The following is a 16,903-nucleotide window of genomic DNA, read 5'->3' as shown; positions in this document are numbered from 1 at the left end:
CCGGAGGCACCCCGACGGACGAGACAGTCGGGTATGCGTCGGTTCGCTCTCTGGCACCGCCACCAACCGGACGAGTGCCAGTCCGTCTTCGCCTCGTGGCGAGGCTTCGACAGCCCGCTGCGGAAGGCTCCCGCCCTCGCATCCTGCCTGACCGGGACCCACCGAGTGTGCTGGACGGTCGACGCCGAGAACGCGGCATCGGCCGCCGGGTTGCTACCGACGTTCGTCGCCGACCGCACCGAGATCGTCGAAGTCCGCGAGATCACCATCCCGTAGGCCGGGACGCCCACGACGCCCGACGCTCCAAATCTCGCAGGAGCACGGACGCCCCACAGGAGGAGAAGTACATGCAACAGCGCAGCGACCTGCTCGAGACTCCAACACCCACCGCCACAGCAACCAGCATCGGTCTGGAAGTGCGATTCACCCGGATCGACGTCCTCGCCATCAGTGATCCCGGTACTGAGGCGGAAGCGAGGTTCACGCTCACGGCCAACGGGCAGAGCCAGAGTTTCGTAGACGACAACCTCGGACGCGGCACGACGGCCATCAACCGGTCGGTCTTCGTCACGACCGCGAGCAGCCTGAGCATCCGCGTCACCGGCATCGAGAACGACACCACAAGCGGTGACGACGTCCTCCCCGGCTTCACCCGGACCTTCAGCCCCGCAACCGATGGCATCGGAACGCACCGGGTCCGTGCCAGCAACGAACACATGACCTACGACATGCACTTCGAGATCCGCCGATCCGACACGCTGGCCACCAAACTCAACGGCACCGCGACCCTGACCACGAGCAGCAGCCGGGCTCCCGGCCCGTTCACGGTGCCGGTGTCGATCGGACTGCTGTTCAACGGCCCACGCACGACGGTCAGCGTCAGCTCGTTCCCCGACATCACGGTGCAGACCGACAACGGCCCGGTCGTCGTCAGCCGGATCGCCGGCGGGAACGGCACGTTCACAAAGAACACCGGAGCGATACTGCTCTCCATCACCCTGCTCTTCGACCTGCCGTTCCCGGCCGGCGACTCGAAGCTCCCGATCACACTGACCACCGGTACGGCGGGCAGCCACACGGGCAGACCGCTGGACAGTGCGACAAGAAAAGTGCGCCTCGTCGGCGCCGACCCGTTCGTCGACGGCTTCCTCGACAACGAGAACGCCACGCTCGTCGTGGACGGCACGCTGGAACAGCTCCCCTAGCGAGCGGGCAGTCCAGCCGCCGGGCCGGTCGGGTGTGCTTCCCCGAAGTTGCTGACCGGTGCTGCTGGGTGCACAGCAAAAGGGGGGCACACCGGGCCGAGTGGCCGAGTGCGGACCTTGCCGAGCCCACCGCGCTATTCCTGGTCGAGGTGGTTCCACGGCGCGGCGCAGGGGCGGCGATTTCAGTCCCACATCCTTCTCCTTCCCCTGGGCGATCTGGTCGGTCTGGGCGGCCTCCTTTTCGGCCGCAGCCTTGGTGGCGTCGGCCTGGTCCTTGTTCCGTGCGGCCGCGCCCGCGTCCTTGGTGGCGGTGACGATGCGGCCACTCAGCCCGGTGGGGCTCGGGTCGTTGAGCTGGGCTCGGGCGGCCAGGCGCTCGATGAAGGGCCTGGTCGGATCGTTCGCGATCGCAATGAGCCGATCCCGTTCGGCCTTGAGATTGTCGAGACGCTGCTTGGCCTCCCTCAGCCCCGTATCGGCGACCCGGGCCGCGGTGGCGGCGTCGGCGGCGCGCTCCTTGGCGGCGTCGGCCTCGATCCGGGCAGGCAGTGCAGTACGGCCACGCCCAGCAGCCTGGGTCTGTGGCTAGTCACAAAGCCCATATCAACAACACTGATGATGAGGGGGCTCGCTTACTGCACGGCCCCGGCTGCAGGCCGCAGTATGGCGCAACGAATCCTCGACTGCTCGCGGGAGCCGCCGCTCACGGGGCCCGACGGTGTCGGAAGGCACCGAAGCGGCCCTTCCACGAAGTGGAGATCCGGAACCCGTGGACAGGTTCGTCGAGCGCGGCCGGCCAGCCCACCGGGGCACACGGCCGGTCGGAGCAGCCAGGTCATCGCCACCTCAGCCCGTGCCAGCGCTTGTCTGGTACCCCCGTCCGAGACGACGATCAGGGCACCGGCTCGGGGGCCGTCTCGGCCCGGGGTGGCGGCGGTACATCGCTCGGGTTCGGGATGCCGGTGGGTCGGACCCGACACCTGCTGCGGATCCGGGGCCGAGGGGCGCCGCCCGGCCGGATCAGCCGCACCCGCAAGCCGTCACGATGGCGTTCTCGCGCGAAGGGCGCGCCGCCTCTGTCCGCTGGCGTCACGAGGGCGTCGGAGCGCCGGCCCGCACCCACGCCTACTACGTATCAGTGAGTCGGTACACCGTCGAGCGCGACGAAGCCCGGCCCCCGACGATGGTGGCGCGGACCCAGGTCCAGCGTCGGTGTTGTCGGCCGGGGCCGACCGGCTGGTAGCGCCAGGTCGCGCGACGCAGGTGGGCCGCCCGCCCAGCCGCGTGTGCTGGTGTCCGGTGCGAGCCAGTGGTGGGTGATGTTGCTGCGATGTCGAGGACGTGGACGTCGGCGTCGTCGCGTGCGTGCGGCTCGGCGTTGGCGGACGACGGGTCCGCGCCGGGCGAACCTGTGCTGGTCGCGGTGGGGTGGAAGTGGGCGAGGCAGACGCCGGCGAGGGTGTTGTCGATGGCGGTGGTCCAGTGGGTGGCTCGGCGGGAGGCGGGGATGGTGATCCGGCCCAGGGGGAGGCCCCAGGGGTGGTGGATGGCCAGGCACCAGGCGAACTCGTCGGTGGGGTGGCCGTCGGGGTCGGCGGTGAAGATCAGCCCTTCCACGGTGGCCCCGTAACGGTCGACCAACTCGAGGGGGGTGGCGAGCTCGTCGCGGCGGGTGCCGGGGGCAAGCCGGTAGAGGGGTTGTTCCAGCGGCGGGGTCGTGGGGCCGTGTCCGCGGGCGTAGAGGAGTCCGGTTGGGGCGCGGGTGTCGGGCGGGTCGGGGTGGCGGGCGGGCAGCTGCCAGCCGGATTCGAACACCACGATCACCGCGGGGAAGGGCAGCCGCCGGTCGGTGCCCGGCGGCAGCGGTTGGGAGCGGGGAAACCCGTGGGCGTGCTCGTCACCGAGCCAGAACGGCACCGGCCGGGTGTGCGGGTGCCAGTTCTGGGTCCAGGCGCTGCGCCGATACCAGTACGCCAGATCCACCGCATCTTCTGGGAGTGCGACCAGGGGGCGGTGCCGCCACGGCGTGCCCACCACGGCGCCGGCCCGGAGCCGGCCACCGAACTCGCCGTCGGGCAGGTCGGGGGCACCGGTGGTGGTGGCGCCGAGTGCGGTGCGGCGCCCCGGGGCGTCGGTGCCGTCGGGCAGGCCCATCCATGGCGGCACCGCCCAACACCACAGCGCAGCGCGGGTGTGCTCGCCGGCCCGGGAGGCCATGTGGGCGGCGATCCGGTCGTGGTCGGTGCCGGCGATCTCGGGTGGGATCCACCCGCCCACGTTCAGGGTTCGGCACAGCGGGGTGTCGACACCGCGGCGGCGTCGGAACGCGGCGTGGTGATACTCCAACGGGGCGCTGCGGTGCACCGAGTCGAGGTGCGCGCGTACCCCGGTGTTCAGGGCGGTGCGCAGCCGCGCCGGGTCCGCACTCCGACCTGCGGCGCGGGACAGGCGGGCATCGCAGCGGGCCAGCTCCCGGGCCGCCTCGGTCAACACTGTGCACGCCGGCCCCACGGCGGCGGCGGTCTGCGTGGCCTCGGCCTCGACCGGGGCCATCACCCTTGCCGCCGCCGCGGTCTCGGCCGTGAGCCGCGCCTGCGCGGTGTCGGCGCGCCGCGCCCCGGCCCGGGCCTGGTCGAGGCGCTTGCGTTCCCGGACCAGCTGGGCGGTCAGGGCGGCGACCTCGCCTTCGAGGGTGGCCCGGTTCCGGTTCGCGCGGCGGCGGGCGTGCTTGCCCCGGCTCACCGCGCACCCCTCCCCCGGACACCGTCAGCGGCGTCGGGTGGGGTGGCGCGCAGGGTGTCGACCAGGCACTGGATGGCGGCCAGGCCGCGCTCGCAGGCCGCCTGGCCCCGGCGGCGCTCCCCCACGTCGGCGTCGGGGTCGGACAGGCGGGTGGCCAGCCGGGCGATCAGGTACTCGACCTGCTCGAACTGGGCCATCACCTGCTCGAACACCGCCCGTTGGCGTAGCAGCAGCGGCGAGCGGCCCGAGTCCCGGTCCCGCCGTACGACCGCGATCGCTCGTTCCCACTCCACGCCCCGGCCGGCGGTGGCCTCGACCTGTCGGCGCTGCGCGGTCACCTCGGCCAGCTCAGTTCGTAGCCGGTCCCGCCGGGCCCGCAGCTCAGCCACCGTCGCCGTACCCGTCCCGGCGGGTGTACCGGGGGTGTGGGTCGGGGCGGGGTTCACGAGCCGTCCCGGGATGGGTGGCGGTGGGCGCCGGTGGCGCGGGCGACGGTGTCGATGTCGTCGCCGTCGTAGGCGGTCCGCACCCCCGAGATCGACATCCCGGCCGCGGCGGCGAGCTGCTCGAGGGTGTACGGCCGGGTCCGGCCCGGCGAGCTGAACTCCCGGGCATAGGCCACCAGCAGCCGCTTGTGCCGCTGCGCCGCCAGCTCCTGCCGCCGCGCCGCGGCCAGCTCGGCCAACAACGGATCCACCGGGTCCGGGGCCACCTCCCATTGGCTGCGCAGCTCGTCGGCCAACTCGGCCCGTTCCCGGGCCACCTCGTCGGCCAGATCGGCCCACGCCTCCGGCGGATCCACCGCCACCGGGTCCGGACACGCCAACGCCGCAAGCGCTGCGAATACGTCATCGCTCATGGCCCGGACGGTACTCAGATTTGCGATGATCGCAATATTCTGCGAGCAACGCAGACGCGGTGTGTGGGTTGAGGGGAACGCCACGACACCGGCGCAGTTGGCGGGTGCCGTCGTCGCCACCGGTGTGTGGTTGATGCGCTGGCCTTCTTGCATCGCAGCGAGGCGGCATGATGCGCGGGCGCGGCCGACCGGCCTCGATCGCGAGGCTGTACAGGGCGCTCATGCCGCGGGCGGTCGCAGGCAGCGAGGGCCTCGCTCTGTGACGCCGGTGCGACCGGACGGAGCAGGCCGGCTGCTGGTCGGACGTCGGCGGGAGCTCAGGGTTCGACGAGCTGCAGGACTCGGCGGGCCTCGTCGAGGTCGTCCTGCCAGACCCAGAGCCGGTACGGGGGGTCAATCTGGTGGTAGCCGAAGCGACCCAGGATCGTGCGAGTGCGCACGTCGACACAGACCCGCCGGAAGGCCTGCTCGACACGCTCGCCCGGCTCGACCGGGGCCTCGTCGGGGCGGTCGACGGCACCGAGCTTGAGACAAGCCCGGTACTCATAACCCAGCAGCAGATCCGCTCCGAACTCGGCCCACGCGCCGAGCTTCTGTGCCCAGGCGGTCTCGGCGGCGTGCATGGCGCGGGTCAGGTCCGCATCCCGGGGCAGCGACGGATAGATCGGAAACAACGCGGCCCAGCCGGTCTCGACCAGCTGCAGGTTGAACGTCCGCCGCCGCGGATCCTCCGGCGGCGGCAACGGCGCCTTGAGCCACGGGGTGACATACGCCAGCAGCCGCCCGTTCTCCTCGATCACCTCCCCGGTCACCACGACCCCGACCTTCCCCACCCCCGTGACCGGGTCGATGACCAGGCGCTCAGCGCGCATCCGGGCGAACTCCTGCCCCGCCCGCGCCCCGGCGGCCAGGTGCCGGGCCGCCGCATCCGCGGTCAGCCGGGCCAGCAGATGCGCCCGCAACCCCGCATCGATGACGTCGTAGACGCCGGTCTCGAGCCGCTGCCGGCACCGCTCCAACGTGGCCTGTGCGGTGGGGGCGCTGCCGCCGACGTGGGTTTCCGGGGTGTCGATCGAGACCATCCGCACCGACTGATCGATGTTGACCGTGTCCCCGTCCACGCCACGCAGCAGCGGCGCGTCATAGACCCGCCGGGTCTCGGGCCGGAACCCGAACGCGATCTCCACCATCGGGGGCACCATCTCTTCCCGCTCTGAGCGTCCACGTCTGATGGTCGAGCCGCGACCAACGTAGACAACCACCGGGCCCGGGGGCGTCGTCACAACTGGTGATCGTCACCCACCGGGCCCGGCCGGCCACCGGGCGTGCCGGTACCGCTCGCCGAGCCACCCCGGTGTCGCCGCCGGGCCCGCGGCTCGGCGGCTGCCAAGGGCACCGCACACACCCGACACGGCCCCCACCGGGCCGCCCCGGATTCGGAAAAGGCACAGTGGCCTGTGCACCGTCGTGTTCTGGAAGGACGCCGCCGAGCGGGCCCTGAAGACGGCAGCCCAGGCGCTGCTGTCGATCTGGCTGGTCGGCGACGTCGCGTTCGACCTGCTGTCCGTCGACTGGGGTTCGCGCTCGGGGTCGCCCCCGGCGCCGCCGTGATCAGCGTGCTCACGTCGATCGTGTCCGCGCCGGCCGTTGAGCCCGGGCACCGCGTCGCTTGTGTCGAGCAGCCCGCGCCCGCCCTACATCGATCACGGACCCGTCCGCTCCCCGAACGAGAAGCGGACGGCCTCCGGACTCACGGGGCGGGGCGCTCGTCGTCGTTTCCGCATCATTCAGGAGGTCTTGACCGCGGTGTTGTGGATCGTGCTGATCTCGCCGGTTGCCAGCGCGTAGGCCTCGGCCAGTTGACGCGCTCGGTAGACATCGTTCACGTTCGGGGCCAGCCGCTTGATCATCTGGAGGACTTCCTCCTGGGTCGCGATTTCAGCGCCCTGTTGTCAAGTTCACTCATGACGGCGGACAGTAGCGACCCCGCCCGACAGCTCCAGCGCTCGCCCAAACAGCCTAGCGAGTACCTGTCGCCAACCGTTCCGGTCGTTCAGGATCCGATCGACATCCGGATCCCTTCCGCGACCTCTGCCGCGCTGTAGGGAACCTTCCCCCGGTGCGAGACCTCGACCAAATAGAAGTCGCTCCGCGGCACGTCCCGGACCTCGAAGAAGAACGTGCACTGCCCATAGCTGCCGGCCCCCGGCTCGAGCTGCCCGGTCCCGACGACGCCGCCCTCGGCGTCGTACACCGTGACGGTGGCGCCGCCACGGATGTCGCTGTATCCGCCCTGCCCCCTGCACTCGCCGCCGGCGACCGGATAGAAGGCCGACGGATCGAAGATCGAGGTCGACATGCCGGAGCCGACCACCGACCCGCGCACGGTCGACCTCGCCTTGCCGAGCATCAGGCCCGTGACCGCCGCGAGGACGAGCAGCAGTGCGACCGAGCCGCCGGCCGCCCAGGGCCACGCTTTCCGGCGCGGGGTCGGCGGCTGGTATCCGGGGGCCCACGAAGGCGGGACGGGGCCCGGGTCGACCCCGGGTGGCGGCGGCGTGGTCACGACCTCAGCCCTGCTTCGTCATCGTGACGACGACGGTGGAGTCCGACCGGACCGTCTCGCCGGCGCCAGGCTCGATCTTCGTCACCGTCCAGTTCGCCGCGTTCAGCACGACTTTGTCTTCCTTGTCGCGCGAGGCCGGCTGCACGTTGGTCAGGCCGGCCTGCTCGAGCTCGTCGAGGGCGATCGCACCGTTCTTGCCCTCGACGTCCGGGATGGTCACGTCGGTGACCGGCGGAGCCGTGGGGGACGCAGCCGCGGCGGCCGTCGTCGGGGCCGCGTTCTGCTGCCCGGCCCGGAAGCCCTCCTCGAAGCTCTCCTCCGCACTGGAACCGCAGCCGGCCAGTGCGGCCGCGGCGATCAGGGCGATGGGGAGCAGGGCGATCTTGCGCATCAGGTGAGGCCTTCCGTCTGTAGGTGTGCGAACGCTTCAGCGGCAGAACGCCACCGGGCGTTACAAAGGGGGTCTCGCCCATGCTCGGAGATGGGCGCGAGTCTGTTTCACCTGAGCCATGCGAGGTACCTACTTGGCACGGCCGCCCGGCGGCCCCGGGGCGTCAGGCGGTCGAGGTCGGGGCGGGTTAAGACCCTCTACAGCCCGCCCCACCGCCCGGCTCGGGCGCGTACCGATCAAGCACCGGACCCCGCTTGGTCAAGCAGCGGCGCTAGCCGATGATCACGGCTTTGACCTGGGATGTAGCGGCAAGCGGGCCTACTCGTCCCGGCCCGAGCGGGCCCGTGCGAACAGCAAGGCCTCCACCCGGAAGCGCCGGCCGCGGCTCGCGCAGATCTCGCAGTCGCGGAACAGCTTCCCGCCGCGCCGGAAGTGCTTCCCCTTGCCGTGGCAACACCAGCAGAACGCGAACGGCCACTCCAGCAGGTGGGCACGTAGACCACGCTGGCCACGATCCCGGTGGCCCACAGCGAGCCGCTGGACACGACGAGCGCGGCGACGAGCTCGAGCACCGGTCAGGCCTCGATCTCGCCGCGGCCGCGGCGCTCGAGCGCGGCCTGGACGTCGTCGAGGACCAGACCGCAAACTCGCTCGCCGGCCCCGAGCTCGCGCAGGGCGACCGCGCCGTCGAGCGGATGAAACCCCATCACGGCCAGGGACGGGGCGTAGCCGACGTCGTGCAGCCACGCCACCAACACCGCACCCTCGGCGTCGCCGAGGTGGCCGGCGACGGCCTCGGCGCGGCGGGCGACACCCTGGACGTGGCGCCAGCGGCGCGGCAACGCCCCGGCCAGATGTCGGCGGGCCAGGTCCCGCGCGGAGCCTGCGCGCACTCCCGTCTCCCTCACATCATCCGGGCCGGGCCCGTGTTCGGGGTTCACCACATCCAGTCCAGTGCGGTGCAGGGCCACTGCCGCCACGGCGAGTCGATCTCGCGGGCCGGTGACCAGCCCCGTATCCCGTGCTCGGTGGTGACCAGGTAGTAGGCCCCGAACCGGCACGAGACCTCCACCCGCTGCCCGCGGGCCGGCCAGGCGATCGGTGCGGGATCGCCACCGAACCGCTGCTCGGTGCGGCAGTCGTCGACCAGATGACACCGCCAGCCATCGACCGACTCGGCATAGATCGCCGAGTCGACCAGATACCGGCCGGGATGGGTGCCGAAGTCCGGCTCCCCCACCTCCTGGGCCGACGCCGCGCCGGCCGGGACCAGCACGACCAGCACGCAGGCCGCACCCGCGGCCAGCCAGAACCGAACACCACCCATGCCGGCCAGGATCCGCACCCCTCACCCGGTGCGCGGCCGATCGCAACATCCCGTTCGCGAACGCGAACCCCGCGGAGCCCACGACGGGCTCGCGGACCGTTCGGCCGGCACGGGTGCACCGGCCGCGTGCCACGCCCTTGGCGGGGACAGGCACACGCACCGCCAGGTCCGAGCCCGATCACGACACGGTGGGATCTCGGCCGCCGGAGGTGTCCGCACGACCGCTCGGCCCTGCGCGGCCCTGAGCGCATCGCCACCCGACGAGCACGAGACGACGGGTGGGCCTCACGGGCACGGGGCGCCGTAGCGGTCGGCGGGCAGGACGTCGTCGATCCCGCGGACGTCCAGGGTGCCGTCGTCGGTGATGCCCGGCCACACCACGACCGGCACCGTGTCAACCAGCAGCCGGTACTCCTGACACCGACCCTCCCCGGTGATCAGCGCCGCCAGCGCGTCCAGCGCCCGGCGCCGCGCCACCACCCACTCGGGCGCCTGCCCGGTGGCCGTCCAGTCGACGTTCTCCGCGTCCGGCCGCAGCACCCCGACCCGCCATCGCATGCCTGCACGGTGACAGGGCGGGCCCGGCCACGCCAGCAGCCGGGCCCAAGTTATCCACAACCCCGGGGTTACAGGTCGTCGCCGTCCACCGCCAGCATTTGCGCAGCCAGCGTCCACCCCCTCACCGTGGCCGTGTAGGCCGCGGCGTCGCACAACTCCCACACCAACGGACCGACCCGCATCCGCAACACCACCGCCGCCTCCGACCCCGGCCGAGGCTCGACCAGGCCCCCGGACACCGTCGGCGCCCCACCCAGCCGGATCATCGTCGCGGTCGACCACGGCCCACCCGCAGTCATTACCCCCCGACGCCGCCCGGCCAACACCGTCGGCAGCGAGGCCACCAACGGCGCCGCCGAGCGCCACTGGCGCGCGACCCGCGCCGCGGTGTACTGGCTCTGCAGATAGATCAACACCGGGCCCATCGAGAGCCCCAACTGCCGCTGCGGGGTCCCGGCGAACCGCATATCCACCCGGCAGGCCACCGGCCCGGCCACCCGCACCACCATCCCGAGCACCTCCACCGCCCCGGCCACGCCCTGCCGGGCCTCGCCCGCATCGGCGCCGTCGATGCCCTGCGGGTCGGTGGTGTGCTCGCCGCTGTGCGCCATGCTGGCCTCCCACATCTCGGTGGGCCTGTCGGCCCGGGAACCCCGTAAGGGGTGGCGGGGCGCTGTTCCCCGCCGCCCCTTCGGGCGTCCCGGCACGGCCGGCGAGGCTCACGGTCAAGGGCCGGCCGCAGGCCGGTCGCCGAAGGCGACGCGGAGCGCCAGCGCAGCGCCCTTGACCGTGAGACCGGCCGTGCGAAGCCACCGGGCCGACAGGCCCCGCCACCGGCGGTCCGACCCAACACCAGGCCGCGCGGCCCTGAGCGCACCACAGGCACCGGCAGGCGACCGCGACGTGGAGATCGGCAACGTGCGCACCGCGGCACCGGGTATCGACTGTGAGCTACCGGAGCACTGTTCCGTCGGACGCGAATCGCTGATCACCGGCACACAGCCCAGCACTGCCGGCGAAGGACGAGAGACTCTCCCCATGGCGGATTCCGGTCGACGACGTCGCCGCCCGCGCCGCGGTGTCGGGTCTGGGCTGGACGGGTACGACCCTGCCCGCGGTAAGCCTGTTCGGCCTGAGGCTCTGGCCGATCGTCACGCTCGCCCGGCAGGTTTCGCACCCGCCGTCAGATCGACGGGAACCCGCCCGAGCTCGACGAAGACACCCTGGCGACCTGGGAATGGGCCGACTACCCCGCCCCGGCACCGGCGCTCACCCTGACCGGCACGCTGTTCCCCGACACCCGACGCCGCCTGCGCACCAGCATCACCGCGGCCACCCGCTGGAGCGGGTTCGGACCCAGCGCCGTCCTCACCAGCAGCACCGTCACCGACAACGATCCGGAACGGCTCGACTGCGCCCTCCACGGCGTCGGGCTGGTCACCACGGCCAAAGCGGGCACCACCGCGACCGTCGTCGTCCCCGCAGACCCGCAGCGGCCACCGACCGCACGCGGGCGGTGTAGCGCCGACCGATGGATCGAAGAACACCTCTACCGCCACGCACTCCAGACCGGCGCGTTCGACCGGGCCTGACACACGATCACACCCGATGCTCGTCGACACGCCGGTGATACCTCAACCGGCTACCGGCACACGACGAGGACCCGCCGGGTGCAGCCGGCGGCGACACCACGCTCGGCGAGACTCTGGTGGACTTCGGAGAGGTTCACCGCCGAGATCATCGCAGCGTGGAGGTGGCCGGCGACCACGACGGCACCGGTTCGTCACGCAGCCAGGCAGGCCAGCACCGCGGACACGTCGAGCACCACTGGACGCTCACCGCCGGAGGCGGTGAGCGGGGATCGGAGGACTCACTGCTGCTCGTCCTCGGCGGCGGCCTCGGCGCGCCGGTCGCTGATCAGCTCCTCCGCGGCGGAGGTGTCGGCGGGCCCGGTCCAGGACTCGGCGACCTCGCGCCGGATCCGAGCCATCAACTGCTCCAGACTCTCCATCACTACACGCCATCCTCGACCGACAACATCAGCCTCGACCCGGGCGCAGCCGAGGCCCCGACGAACCTGCTCAGCGACCAGCACACGGCCGCCGCGACTGACGATTACCGCCGGCATACTCCGGCTCCACCCGCCATGACAAGTCGCGCCTCATGCAGACGCCCCGAGTCTGTCCGAACACCTCCCCAGATGATGACCGATAGCGGCACTGTCCGGTGGATGGGCGCTACGCGACATAATGTTGGTTCTGGCGCGTAGCAGGTACGACACGATCGAGCCTCTGCTGGCTCGCTGCTGTTGTCCTGCCTCAGCGGATCTGATGCGACTTCGCTGGACCTGATGCGGCGTCTCACCGATCTGATGCGTGTCTCACCGATGGTGATGCCGGGGGCCCGCCAGGATCAAATGACTGGAGAATGCGAGGAAGGACGTTGCGTCGGTCTCGACAACGTCGACCATCGGCACGTCTCAACCCCGGCCAGACGACCCCCGTTGTTCTCCTCGGCATCGCTCATCTCCAGCCTCCGCCCACGGCCGCTCCGGAGGGAGCTCTGCCTATAGCGCAGTAGATTCCGAGAGTGACCACCTGACGAGCCCTGGTAATCGGCCACGATCACCTCGCCGGGCTGGGTCTGCTCGAACTCGCGCTGCACAGCCGCGACATCGACCTCGACTGGCTCACCGTCGTCTCGGCCGACCGTTTCGACACCCCGGGCGTCGACGTCACCTTCCCCGCCCCCAGCCATGGGATCTGATCATCACGCTCGGAGCCCCCTGGCCCCGCGAGCGCATCCGCGCCTGGGCCGCCACCGAGACTGCCTCCCTCCGCCACGCGTACGAGGTTGGAGTCCCGATACTGGCGATCTGTTCGGCGTGCGCCGCTCGCTCGTGATCAGCACGGCGGACGCGCCGTCGGTCAGCGGCGAGGAGCTGCCCGGTGTGATCCGCCAGTCGAGGTTCGGGAAACGCGCTGTCAGGTCCTCAGCCGTTGTGGCGGACTCAAGCGGTGGTCAGGAATGGCGCTCGGCCGGCAACGGACGGCACCTACTCAGCAGAACTCAGGCATCGCCGTAGAGGTCGCTGTACTTCGCCCGCAGCACCTTCTTGTCCTGCTTGCCGACGCCGGTCCGCGGCACCGCGTCCGCGAAGCCATGTCTCACGAAAGTGGCGCGCATGCCAGGCTCACCGTCGTCTCGGCCGACCGTTTCGACACCCCCGGACGTCGAGGTCAGCTTCCCCGACCCCCCAGACATGGGGACCTGATCATGACGCTTGGAGCGCCCTGGCCCCGCGAGCGCATCCGCGCCTGGGCCGCCGCCGAGACCGCCTTCCTCCGCCAGGCGCACGAGGCTGGAACCCCGATCCTGGCGATCTGTTTCGGCGCCCAGCTGCTCGCCGAGGCACTCGGCGGCACGACCCGCCCACTTGGGCCGATCGCGAGTCGGCTGGCACGACGTCCACCCGCCGGCGGCAGTGGAGGAGCCCAACTGCCCGGACGGCCTCGGTGTTCTTGACCGGGGCCGCGGACGACTCGCTACTGGGCCGGCCCGGCTGTCGCGACGCCGACACCGACACCGATCATGGCGAGCCCACCGACGCCGCCGACGGCCGCGCTGCGTCGGGGCGACGAGACGAGCCAGGTGCGGGCTGAGCCGGCCGCGAGCGCCCACGCGCTGTCCAGCACCAGCGCGAGCATCACGAAGATGGCACCGAGTACCACTACCTGAGCGAAGACCGACCCACCGACGTCGACGAACTGCGGCAGGAAGGCAACGAAGAACACGACCGACTTGGGGTTCGTCACGCCGACGACCAGTCCGTCGAGACCGCTACGAAGCCGACCGATACGGCGCCCGCAGTCGTCGGATGCGGTGATCGCTCGGACCAGATCGTGCCTGCGGCGGACGGCTGTCAATCCGAGATGGACGAGGTAGGCAGCGCCCACCAGCTTCAGCACGGTGAAGGCCGCGGCCGACTGCGCGATGACCTGGCCTACACCGACCGCAACCCCGAGTACCTGCAGGAAGACACCGACCGCGTTTCCCGCGACGGTGGAGAGCGCAGCGGACCGACCCACCGCGAGCGCGCGTCCGACGGTGAAGACAACGCTGGGGCCCGGCACGACGATGATGATCGCTGCGGCGGAGGCGAAGGCGACGAGTCGGTGATCCACGTCCGAAGCCTCTGTCATCTCGCCTGCGGTGTCGAGTCCGATGTTCGAGGTCTGCCCGTGTTTGGTTGGCCCGGGCGCGCCTCGGGTGGGCCTACAGCGCATGGAACCGACACGGTGAGCTCACCGAGGCCGGACACCGACACCACCATCCCGGAGGGCCTGCTCTCGATGCTCCACCGCCATCAGCAAGCCCGCCATGCGCCGGCCCGCGCTCGGCAACGTGACGCCCTCCTGCAGCTGCGCCACCCCGGAGCCCACACCCCAGATGCCATTTGAACACCGCCGCGACGCCGATCGGTGGATCCTCGCGCTCTTCGTGGCCTGGACCCAGCTCCAAAAAGACGACGGAGAACGCAACGTCAACGGTGGTGACCTGATGACCCACCTGGGGTGACCAGCTCACCTTCGAGGAGCTCGCCGCCCGCACCGACCCGGAACCCGACCGGCACGGCCAGGACCTGGCCACCGGGCTGGTCGCCGGACATCTCGAGTGGGGCCTGCACCAGGTGCTCGGCGGCGCCGCCGACCCGGAACCCCGTGTGATCACGCTGTCGCGAGTCGCCGCCGAGCTCCTCACCGAGTGCGCGCGTCGGGACTGCTCGCGCACGGCCCACAGAACCTGAGCCAGGCCAGCGAGGATGTCCGAACCGCGACGGCGGCGCCGGACTCCGCACCCGTGCAGAACTGGTGGCCGCGCGGGGACGGACACGACGACGCGGAGGTGTGGATTCCACCGCACGGCAACTGCCTGCAGCTCCGCCACGACAAGCCGCGTCCGCACCGCACCTCGACGTCTTTCCACGCCCGAACCAGACGGTGCACCGACTGTGGTCGCCGTCCCGGCACGTAATCGACCGGTGTGTCCGCCCCCTGGCTCCACGCAGTTCAGAGCATCGCGGAGGTGCCAGCTTCAATGAGACAGGACATCCTCCTCCTTCGCCGCGAGTCTCGGGCGAGTGCACTGCAAGTCCGTCCATCGGCGCGCTTCCACCGGAACCAACTTCGGTGAGACAAGGCTGCGGACTCCGTCCCATTCCAACTGGTTCCTCCTGTCGACGACGGGTGAAGACTGAGCAGGTGTCGACGGCTGAAAAGTGACCACCCTCCGAGATCGTGAGGAGGGTGATCAAGGTGGAGGACTGGGCGGAGATCCGCCGGCTGCATCGGGCCGAGGGCGTGTCGATCAGTGAGATCGCTCGTCGGCTGCAGATCTCCCGGAACACGGTGCGGTCGGCGTTGAGCTCGGACCTGCCTCCGAAGTACCAGCAACGGTCTCGCGGTCGACTTCCTCGGCGGAGTAGAGAACCTTGCCACCAGCCCGGCCAGACCGTGTCGTCCGGCCGGGCTGGTGGCAAGTTTCCGGTGAACGGCTCGGTGGCAGGAGGGAGCCGCGGTGGAGCGGGTGACAGGGGTGGGTGGGGTGTTCTTCCGCGCCGCGGATCCGGACCGCCTCAGTCGGTGGTACGCCGAGCATCTCGGCGTTGACCCGGCACCAGAGTCCTACGAGGTGTCCTCGTGGTGGCAGCAAGCCGGTCCGACCGTGTTCGCCGCCATGCCGGCCGATTCCTGCCATTTCGGCGGGCCGGAGCACGCGTGGGCGATCAACTTCCGGGTCGCGGACCTGGACGCGATGGTCAGCCAACTTCGCGCCGCAGGGATCGAGGTCGCCGTCGACGCCAGCGAGTACCCCAACGGCCGATTCGCACAGCTGCACGATCCAGAAGGCAATCCGATCCAGCTGTGGCAGCCCGCGGGAGCCGATCTCCGTGGGCCGAGCTAGCACCGTGCCGTTCGTCGATCCTTTGACGGGGACACGGCCGGCGCGCCAAGTCATCCGCTGACTTCTGCCTCGAGCAGACCTTCGCGGGCTAGTCGTCGGACTAGAACCAACTTCCCTTCGTCGTCCAGCCCCGTGGGCAGGGCCGCCGCGCAGGTCGGCGCTCCGGAGAAAAGCGCCTGAACCTGTGGTAGTGCGAACCCCGGAAGCGTAACAACTTTGTCGCGGGAGATCACCTCGATCCCATCCTCGCTCGTGTGAATCTCGACCTCCTCATCGCGAGGCACATGAAGCAGGGTCGTGAGCGTGACTCCCGGAGGGTCAACCAGCCTGCGGAAACGTCCGTGAGCCGGTACCGGACCTGGGCCGCAGGCAACCTCGGCCATCTTTTGATTCACAACCCGGGCGAGTCGGCTTCCATCGCGGAGGCGCCCTGACAGTTTCGCCACGATCTCTTCCAACCCCTCTCCATCCCCGATGGCTGCGAGCTGTGGTGCGACTGAGCGCCGAAATTCGACGTCCTCGCGTTGGACCTCTGACACCACGTCGATCAGCAGTTGCGCCCACGTGTAGGGATGAATCCCGATTGTCAAATGAAAAGAGGTCGCCTCCGACGCGGTTCCTTCGTGAACGAGACCGCGCGGCATGTAGAGCGCTTCGCCCGCCCTAAGGCAAAGCCGGTCCCGGGCTACTTCTCTTGGGGCGTCCCGCACGTCAGCTCGGCCGGGCCAGCGACTCAATGGAACTGGCGACCCGTAGAGCGTCCAATGTTTTTCGCCGAGGACCTGCAGGAGGAACACGTCGTGGTTGTCGTGATGGGCAGGGAATCCCTGTCCGGACGGCGGCGTTATATAGACATTCGCCAAGACGCGCACGCCGAAGAAACCGGCCAGTTCGTTGCACAGTGTCGCGACGGGGAACAGGGTCTGCTGAACACTGTTCACGATCAGCGTTGCGCCGTTGCGGTACAGCGATAGGATCCGGTTGATGTCGAACGTCGCGAATCCCGCGCGCTCGTTGAATTGAAACTCCGCGGGCGGAATCGGCGTCCCGTTCTGGCTGAGGCGAAGCGAATCCCACCGTTGCGGACCGGCACCGCAGATCGTGGCCAAGAAATAGTCGATGTCGTCAACCGATACTAGCTCGGTCAGGTACCTCCTGAGGAGTGGATTACCCTCGTGAGGAACATGCAGGTGAGTCTGCTCCCAGTATTTTGAAATGAATTCGGCGACTGTGTGCGGCGAGATTATCCGTTCCAGCGCCGCCGATGACGCTGACTCCACCATCTCCTCCA

The 16,903-nt window shown here is 70.4% G+C and carries 21 protein-coding genes and 1 pseudogene; 7 read left to right on the top strand and 15 right to left on the bottom strand.

What is annotated here, in order from left to right; genetic code table 11:
* Positions 1-33 precede the first annotated feature (33 nt).
* Positions 34-276 (top strand): hypothetical protein, encoded by a 243-nt coding sequence (locus H7X46_RS07955; protein ID WP_186358787.1) that lies wholly within the window; start codon positions 34-36, stop codon positions 274-276.
* Positions 277-347: 71 nt separating this feature from the next.
* Positions 348-1,205, top strand: coding sequence for a hypothetical protein (locus H7X46_RS07950; protein ID WP_186358786.1), 858 nt, complete (start codon positions 348-350; stop codon positions 1,203-1,205).
* Positions 1,206-2,333: 1,128 nt separating this feature from the next.
* Here H7X46_RS07950 and H7X46_RS07945 read toward each other — a convergent pair.
* From H7X46_RS07945 to H7X46_RS07930, 4 genes are all read right to left on the bottom strand, one after another.
* Positions 2,334-3,947: a hypothetical protein gene (locus H7X46_RS07945; protein ID WP_186358785.1), complete on the bottom strand. Its 1,614-nt coding sequence runs from the start codon at positions 3,945-3,947 to the stop codon at positions 2,334-2,336.
* On the bottom strand, positions 3,944-4,336 hold the full coding sequence (locus tag H7X46_RS07940) for a hypothetical protein (protein WP_186358784.1): 393 nt from the start codon (positions 4,334-4,336) through the stop codon (positions 3,944-3,946). The genes H7X46_RS07945 and H7X46_RS07940 overlap by 4 nt, the downstream gene beginning before the upstream one ends.
* Positions 4,337-4,389: 53 nt before the next feature.
* Positions 4,390-4,806, bottom strand: a complete 417-nt coding sequence (locus tag H7X46_RS07935; RefSeq protein WP_186358783.1) for a hypothetical protein — start codon at positions 4,804-4,806, stop codon at positions 4,390-4,392.
* Positions 4,807-5,123: 317 nt separating this feature from the next.
* A complete protein-coding gene (locus H7X46_RS07930; RefSeq protein WP_186358782.1) occupies positions 5,124-5,996 on the bottom strand; it encodes a thermonuclease family protein in 873 nt (290 codons plus the stop codon).
* A 277-nt stretch (positions 5,997-6,273) separates the two neighbouring features.
* Between H7X46_RS07930 and H7X46_RS29040 the strand changes: the two genes are divergently transcribed.
* On the top strand, positions 6,274-6,417 hold the full coding sequence (locus tag H7X46_RS29040; protein ID WP_222131233.1) for a holin: 144 nt from the start codon (positions 6,274-6,276) through the stop codon (positions 6,415-6,417).
* A 176-nt stretch (positions 6,418-6,593) separates the two neighbouring features.
* On the opposite strand, the gene H7X46_RS29475 is transcribed toward H7X46_RS29040, so the two are convergent.
* From H7X46_RS29475 to H7X46_RS29470, 9 genes are all read right to left on the bottom strand, one after another.
* Positions 6,594-6,716: a hypothetical protein gene (locus H7X46_RS29475; RefSeq protein WP_255426096.1), complete on the bottom strand. Its 123-nt coding sequence runs from the start codon at positions 6,714-6,716 to the stop codon at positions 6,594-6,596.
* 143 nt (positions 6,717-6,859) lie between these two features.
* A complete protein-coding gene (locus H7X46_RS07920; protein WP_186358781.1) occupies positions 6,860-7,372 on the bottom strand; it encodes a hypothetical protein in 513 nt (170 codons plus the stop codon).
* Positions 7,373-7,376: 4 nt separating this feature from the next.
* Positions 7,377-7,763 (bottom strand): PASTA domain-containing protein, encoded by a 387-nt coding sequence (locus H7X46_RS07915; protein ID WP_186358780.1) that lies wholly within the window; start codon positions 7,761-7,763, stop codon positions 7,377-7,379.
* 318 nt (positions 7,764-8,081) lie between these two features.
* Positions 8,082-8,291, bottom strand: coding sequence for a hypothetical protein (locus H7X46_RS07910; RefSeq protein ID WP_186358779.1), 210 nt, complete (start codon positions 8,289-8,291; stop codon positions 8,082-8,084).
* A 47-nt stretch (positions 8,292-8,338) separates the two neighbouring features.
* Positions 8,339-8,656, bottom strand: coding sequence for an HD domain-containing protein (locus H7X46_RS07905; RefSeq protein ID WP_186358778.1), 318 nt, complete (start codon positions 8,654-8,656; stop codon positions 8,339-8,341).
* Between the two features lie 44 nt (positions 8,657-8,700).
* Positions 8,701-9,090, bottom strand: a complete 390-nt coding sequence (locus H7X46_RS07900) for a hypothetical protein (RefSeq protein WP_186358777.1) — start codon at positions 9,088-9,090, stop codon at positions 8,701-8,703.
* 285 nt (positions 9,091-9,375) lie between these two features.
* Positions 9,376-9,648 (bottom strand): hypothetical protein, encoded by a 273-nt coding sequence (locus H7X46_RS07895; RefSeq protein ID WP_186358776.1) that lies wholly within the window; start codon positions 9,646-9,648, stop codon positions 9,376-9,378.
* A gap of 68 nt (positions 9,649-9,716) precedes the next feature.
* Complete coding sequence (locus tag H7X46_RS07890) at positions 9,717-10,259, bottom strand: hypothetical protein (RefSeq protein WP_186358775.1); 543 nt, start codon at positions 10,257-10,259, stop codon at positions 9,717-9,719.
* A 1,259-nt stretch (positions 10,260-11,518) separates the two neighbouring features.
* Positions 11,519-11,659, bottom strand: coding sequence for a hypothetical protein (locus H7X46_RS29470; protein ID WP_255426095.1), 141 nt, complete (start codon positions 11,657-11,659; stop codon positions 11,519-11,521).
* Between the two features lie 1,151 nt (positions 11,660-12,810).
* Between H7X46_RS29470 and H7X46_RS30565 the strand changes: the two genes are divergently transcribed.
* Complete coding sequence (locus tag H7X46_RS30565; protein WP_186362517.1) at positions 12,811-13,173, top strand: gamma-glutamyl-gamma-aminobutyrate hydrolase family protein; 363 nt, start codon at positions 12,811-12,813, stop codon at positions 13,171-13,173.
* A gap of 20 nt (positions 13,174-13,193) precedes the next feature.
* Here the strand turns inward: H7X46_RS30565 and H7X46_RS07875 are convergent, their stop codons facing one another.
* The gene (locus H7X46_RS07875; protein ID WP_370588654.1) at positions 13,194-13,832 is read right to left on the bottom strand and encodes a LysE family translocator; all 639 of its coding nucleotides are present in this window, start codon (positions 13,830-13,832) and stop codon (positions 13,194-13,196) included.
* 196 nt (positions 13,833-14,028) lie between these two features.
* Between H7X46_RS07875 and H7X46_RS07870 the strand changes: the two genes are divergently transcribed.
* The 3 genes and pseudogenes from H7X46_RS07870 (at position 14,029) to H7X46_RS07860 (ending at position 15,612) form a co-directional block, all read left to right on the top strand.
* Complete coding sequence (locus H7X46_RS07870; protein ID WP_186358772.1) at positions 14,029-14,226, top strand: hypothetical protein; 198 nt, start codon at positions 14,029-14,031, stop codon at positions 14,224-14,226.
* Between the two features lie 728 nt (positions 14,227-14,954).
* Positions 14,955-15,113 (top strand): annotated as a pseudogene (locus H7X46_RS07865) (sigma factor-like helix-turn-helix DNA-binding protein); the annotation flags it as partial.
* A 112-nt stretch (positions 15,114-15,225) separates the two neighbouring features.
* On the top strand, positions 15,226-15,612 hold the full coding sequence (locus H7X46_RS07860; protein ID WP_186358771.1) for a VOC family protein: 387 nt from the start codon (positions 15,226-15,228) through the stop codon (positions 15,610-15,612).
* 50 nt (positions 15,613-15,662) lie between these two features.
* Here H7X46_RS07860 and H7X46_RS07855 read toward each other — a convergent pair whose 3' ends face one another.
* The gene (locus tag H7X46_RS07855) at positions 15,663-16,895 is read right to left on the bottom strand and encodes a cupin domain-containing protein (protein ID WP_186358770.1); all 1,233 of its coding nucleotides are present in this window, start codon (positions 16,893-16,895) and stop codon (positions 15,663-15,665) included.
* Between the last annotated feature and the right edge of the window lie 8 nt (positions 16,896-16,903).

The sequence above is a fragment of the Pseudonocardia sp. C8 genome (assembly GCF_014267175.1).
In the GTDB taxonomy this organism is placed as follows: Bacteria; Actinomycetota; Actinomycetes; order Mycobacteriales; family Pseudonocardiaceae; genus Pseudonocardia.
This window is presented reverse-complemented; position numbering and strand designations above follow the sequence as displayed.

Bases quoted from the DNA above. Each gene is read 5' to 3' on its own strand.
- H7X46_RS07900 (WP_186358777.1), bottom strand. From the start codon at position 9,090: ATGGGTGGTGTTCGGTTCTGGCTGGCCGCGGGTGCGGCCTGCGTGCTG.
- H7X46_RS07930 (WP_186358782.1), bottom strand. From the start codon at position 5,996: ATGGTGGAGATCGCGTTCGGGTTCCGGCCCGAGACCCGGCGGGTCTAT.
- H7X46_RS07855 (WP_186358770.1), bottom strand. From the start codon at position 16,895: ATGGTGGAGTCAGCGTCATCGGCGGCGCTGGAACGGATAATCTCGCCG.
- H7X46_RS07890 (WP_186358775.1), bottom strand. From the start codon at position 10,259: ATGGCGCACAGCGGCGAGCACACCACCGACCCGCAGGGCATCGACGGC.
- H7X46_RS29475 (WP_255426096.1), bottom strand. From the start codon at position 6,716: ATGATCAAGCGGCTGGCCCCGAACGTGAACGATGTCTACCGAGCGCGT.
- H7X46_RS30565 (WP_186362517.1), top strand. From the start codon at position 12,811: ATGTCTCACGAAAGTGGCGCGCATGCCAGGCTCACCGTCGTCTCGGCC.
- H7X46_RS07950 (WP_186358786.1), top strand. From the start codon at position 348: ATGCAACAGCGCAGCGACCTGCTCGAGACTCCAACACCCACCGCCACA.
- H7X46_RS07955 (WP_186358787.1), top strand. From the start codon at position 34: ATGCGTCGGTTCGCTCTCTGGCACCGCCACCAACCGGACGAGTGCCAG.
- H7X46_RS07935 (WP_186358783.1), bottom strand. From the start codon at position 4,806: ATGAGCGATGACGTATTCGCAGCGCTTGCGGCGTTGGCGTGTCCGGAC.
- H7X46_RS07915 (WP_186358780.1), bottom strand. From the start codon at position 7,763: ATGCGCAAGATCGCCCTGCTCCCCATCGCCCTGATCGCCGCGGCCGCA.
- H7X46_RS29470 (WP_255426095.1), bottom strand. From the start codon at position 11,659: ATGGAGAGTCTGGAGCAGTTGATGGCTCGGATCCGGCGCGAGGTCGCC.
- H7X46_RS07895 (WP_186358776.1), bottom strand. From the start codon at position 9,648: ATGCGATGGCGGGTCGGGGTGCTGCGGCCGGACGCGGAGAACGTCGAC.
- H7X46_RS07870 (WP_186358772.1), top strand. From the start codon at position 14,029: ATGCGCCGGCCCGCGCTCGGCAACGTGACGCCCTCCTGCAGCTGCGCC.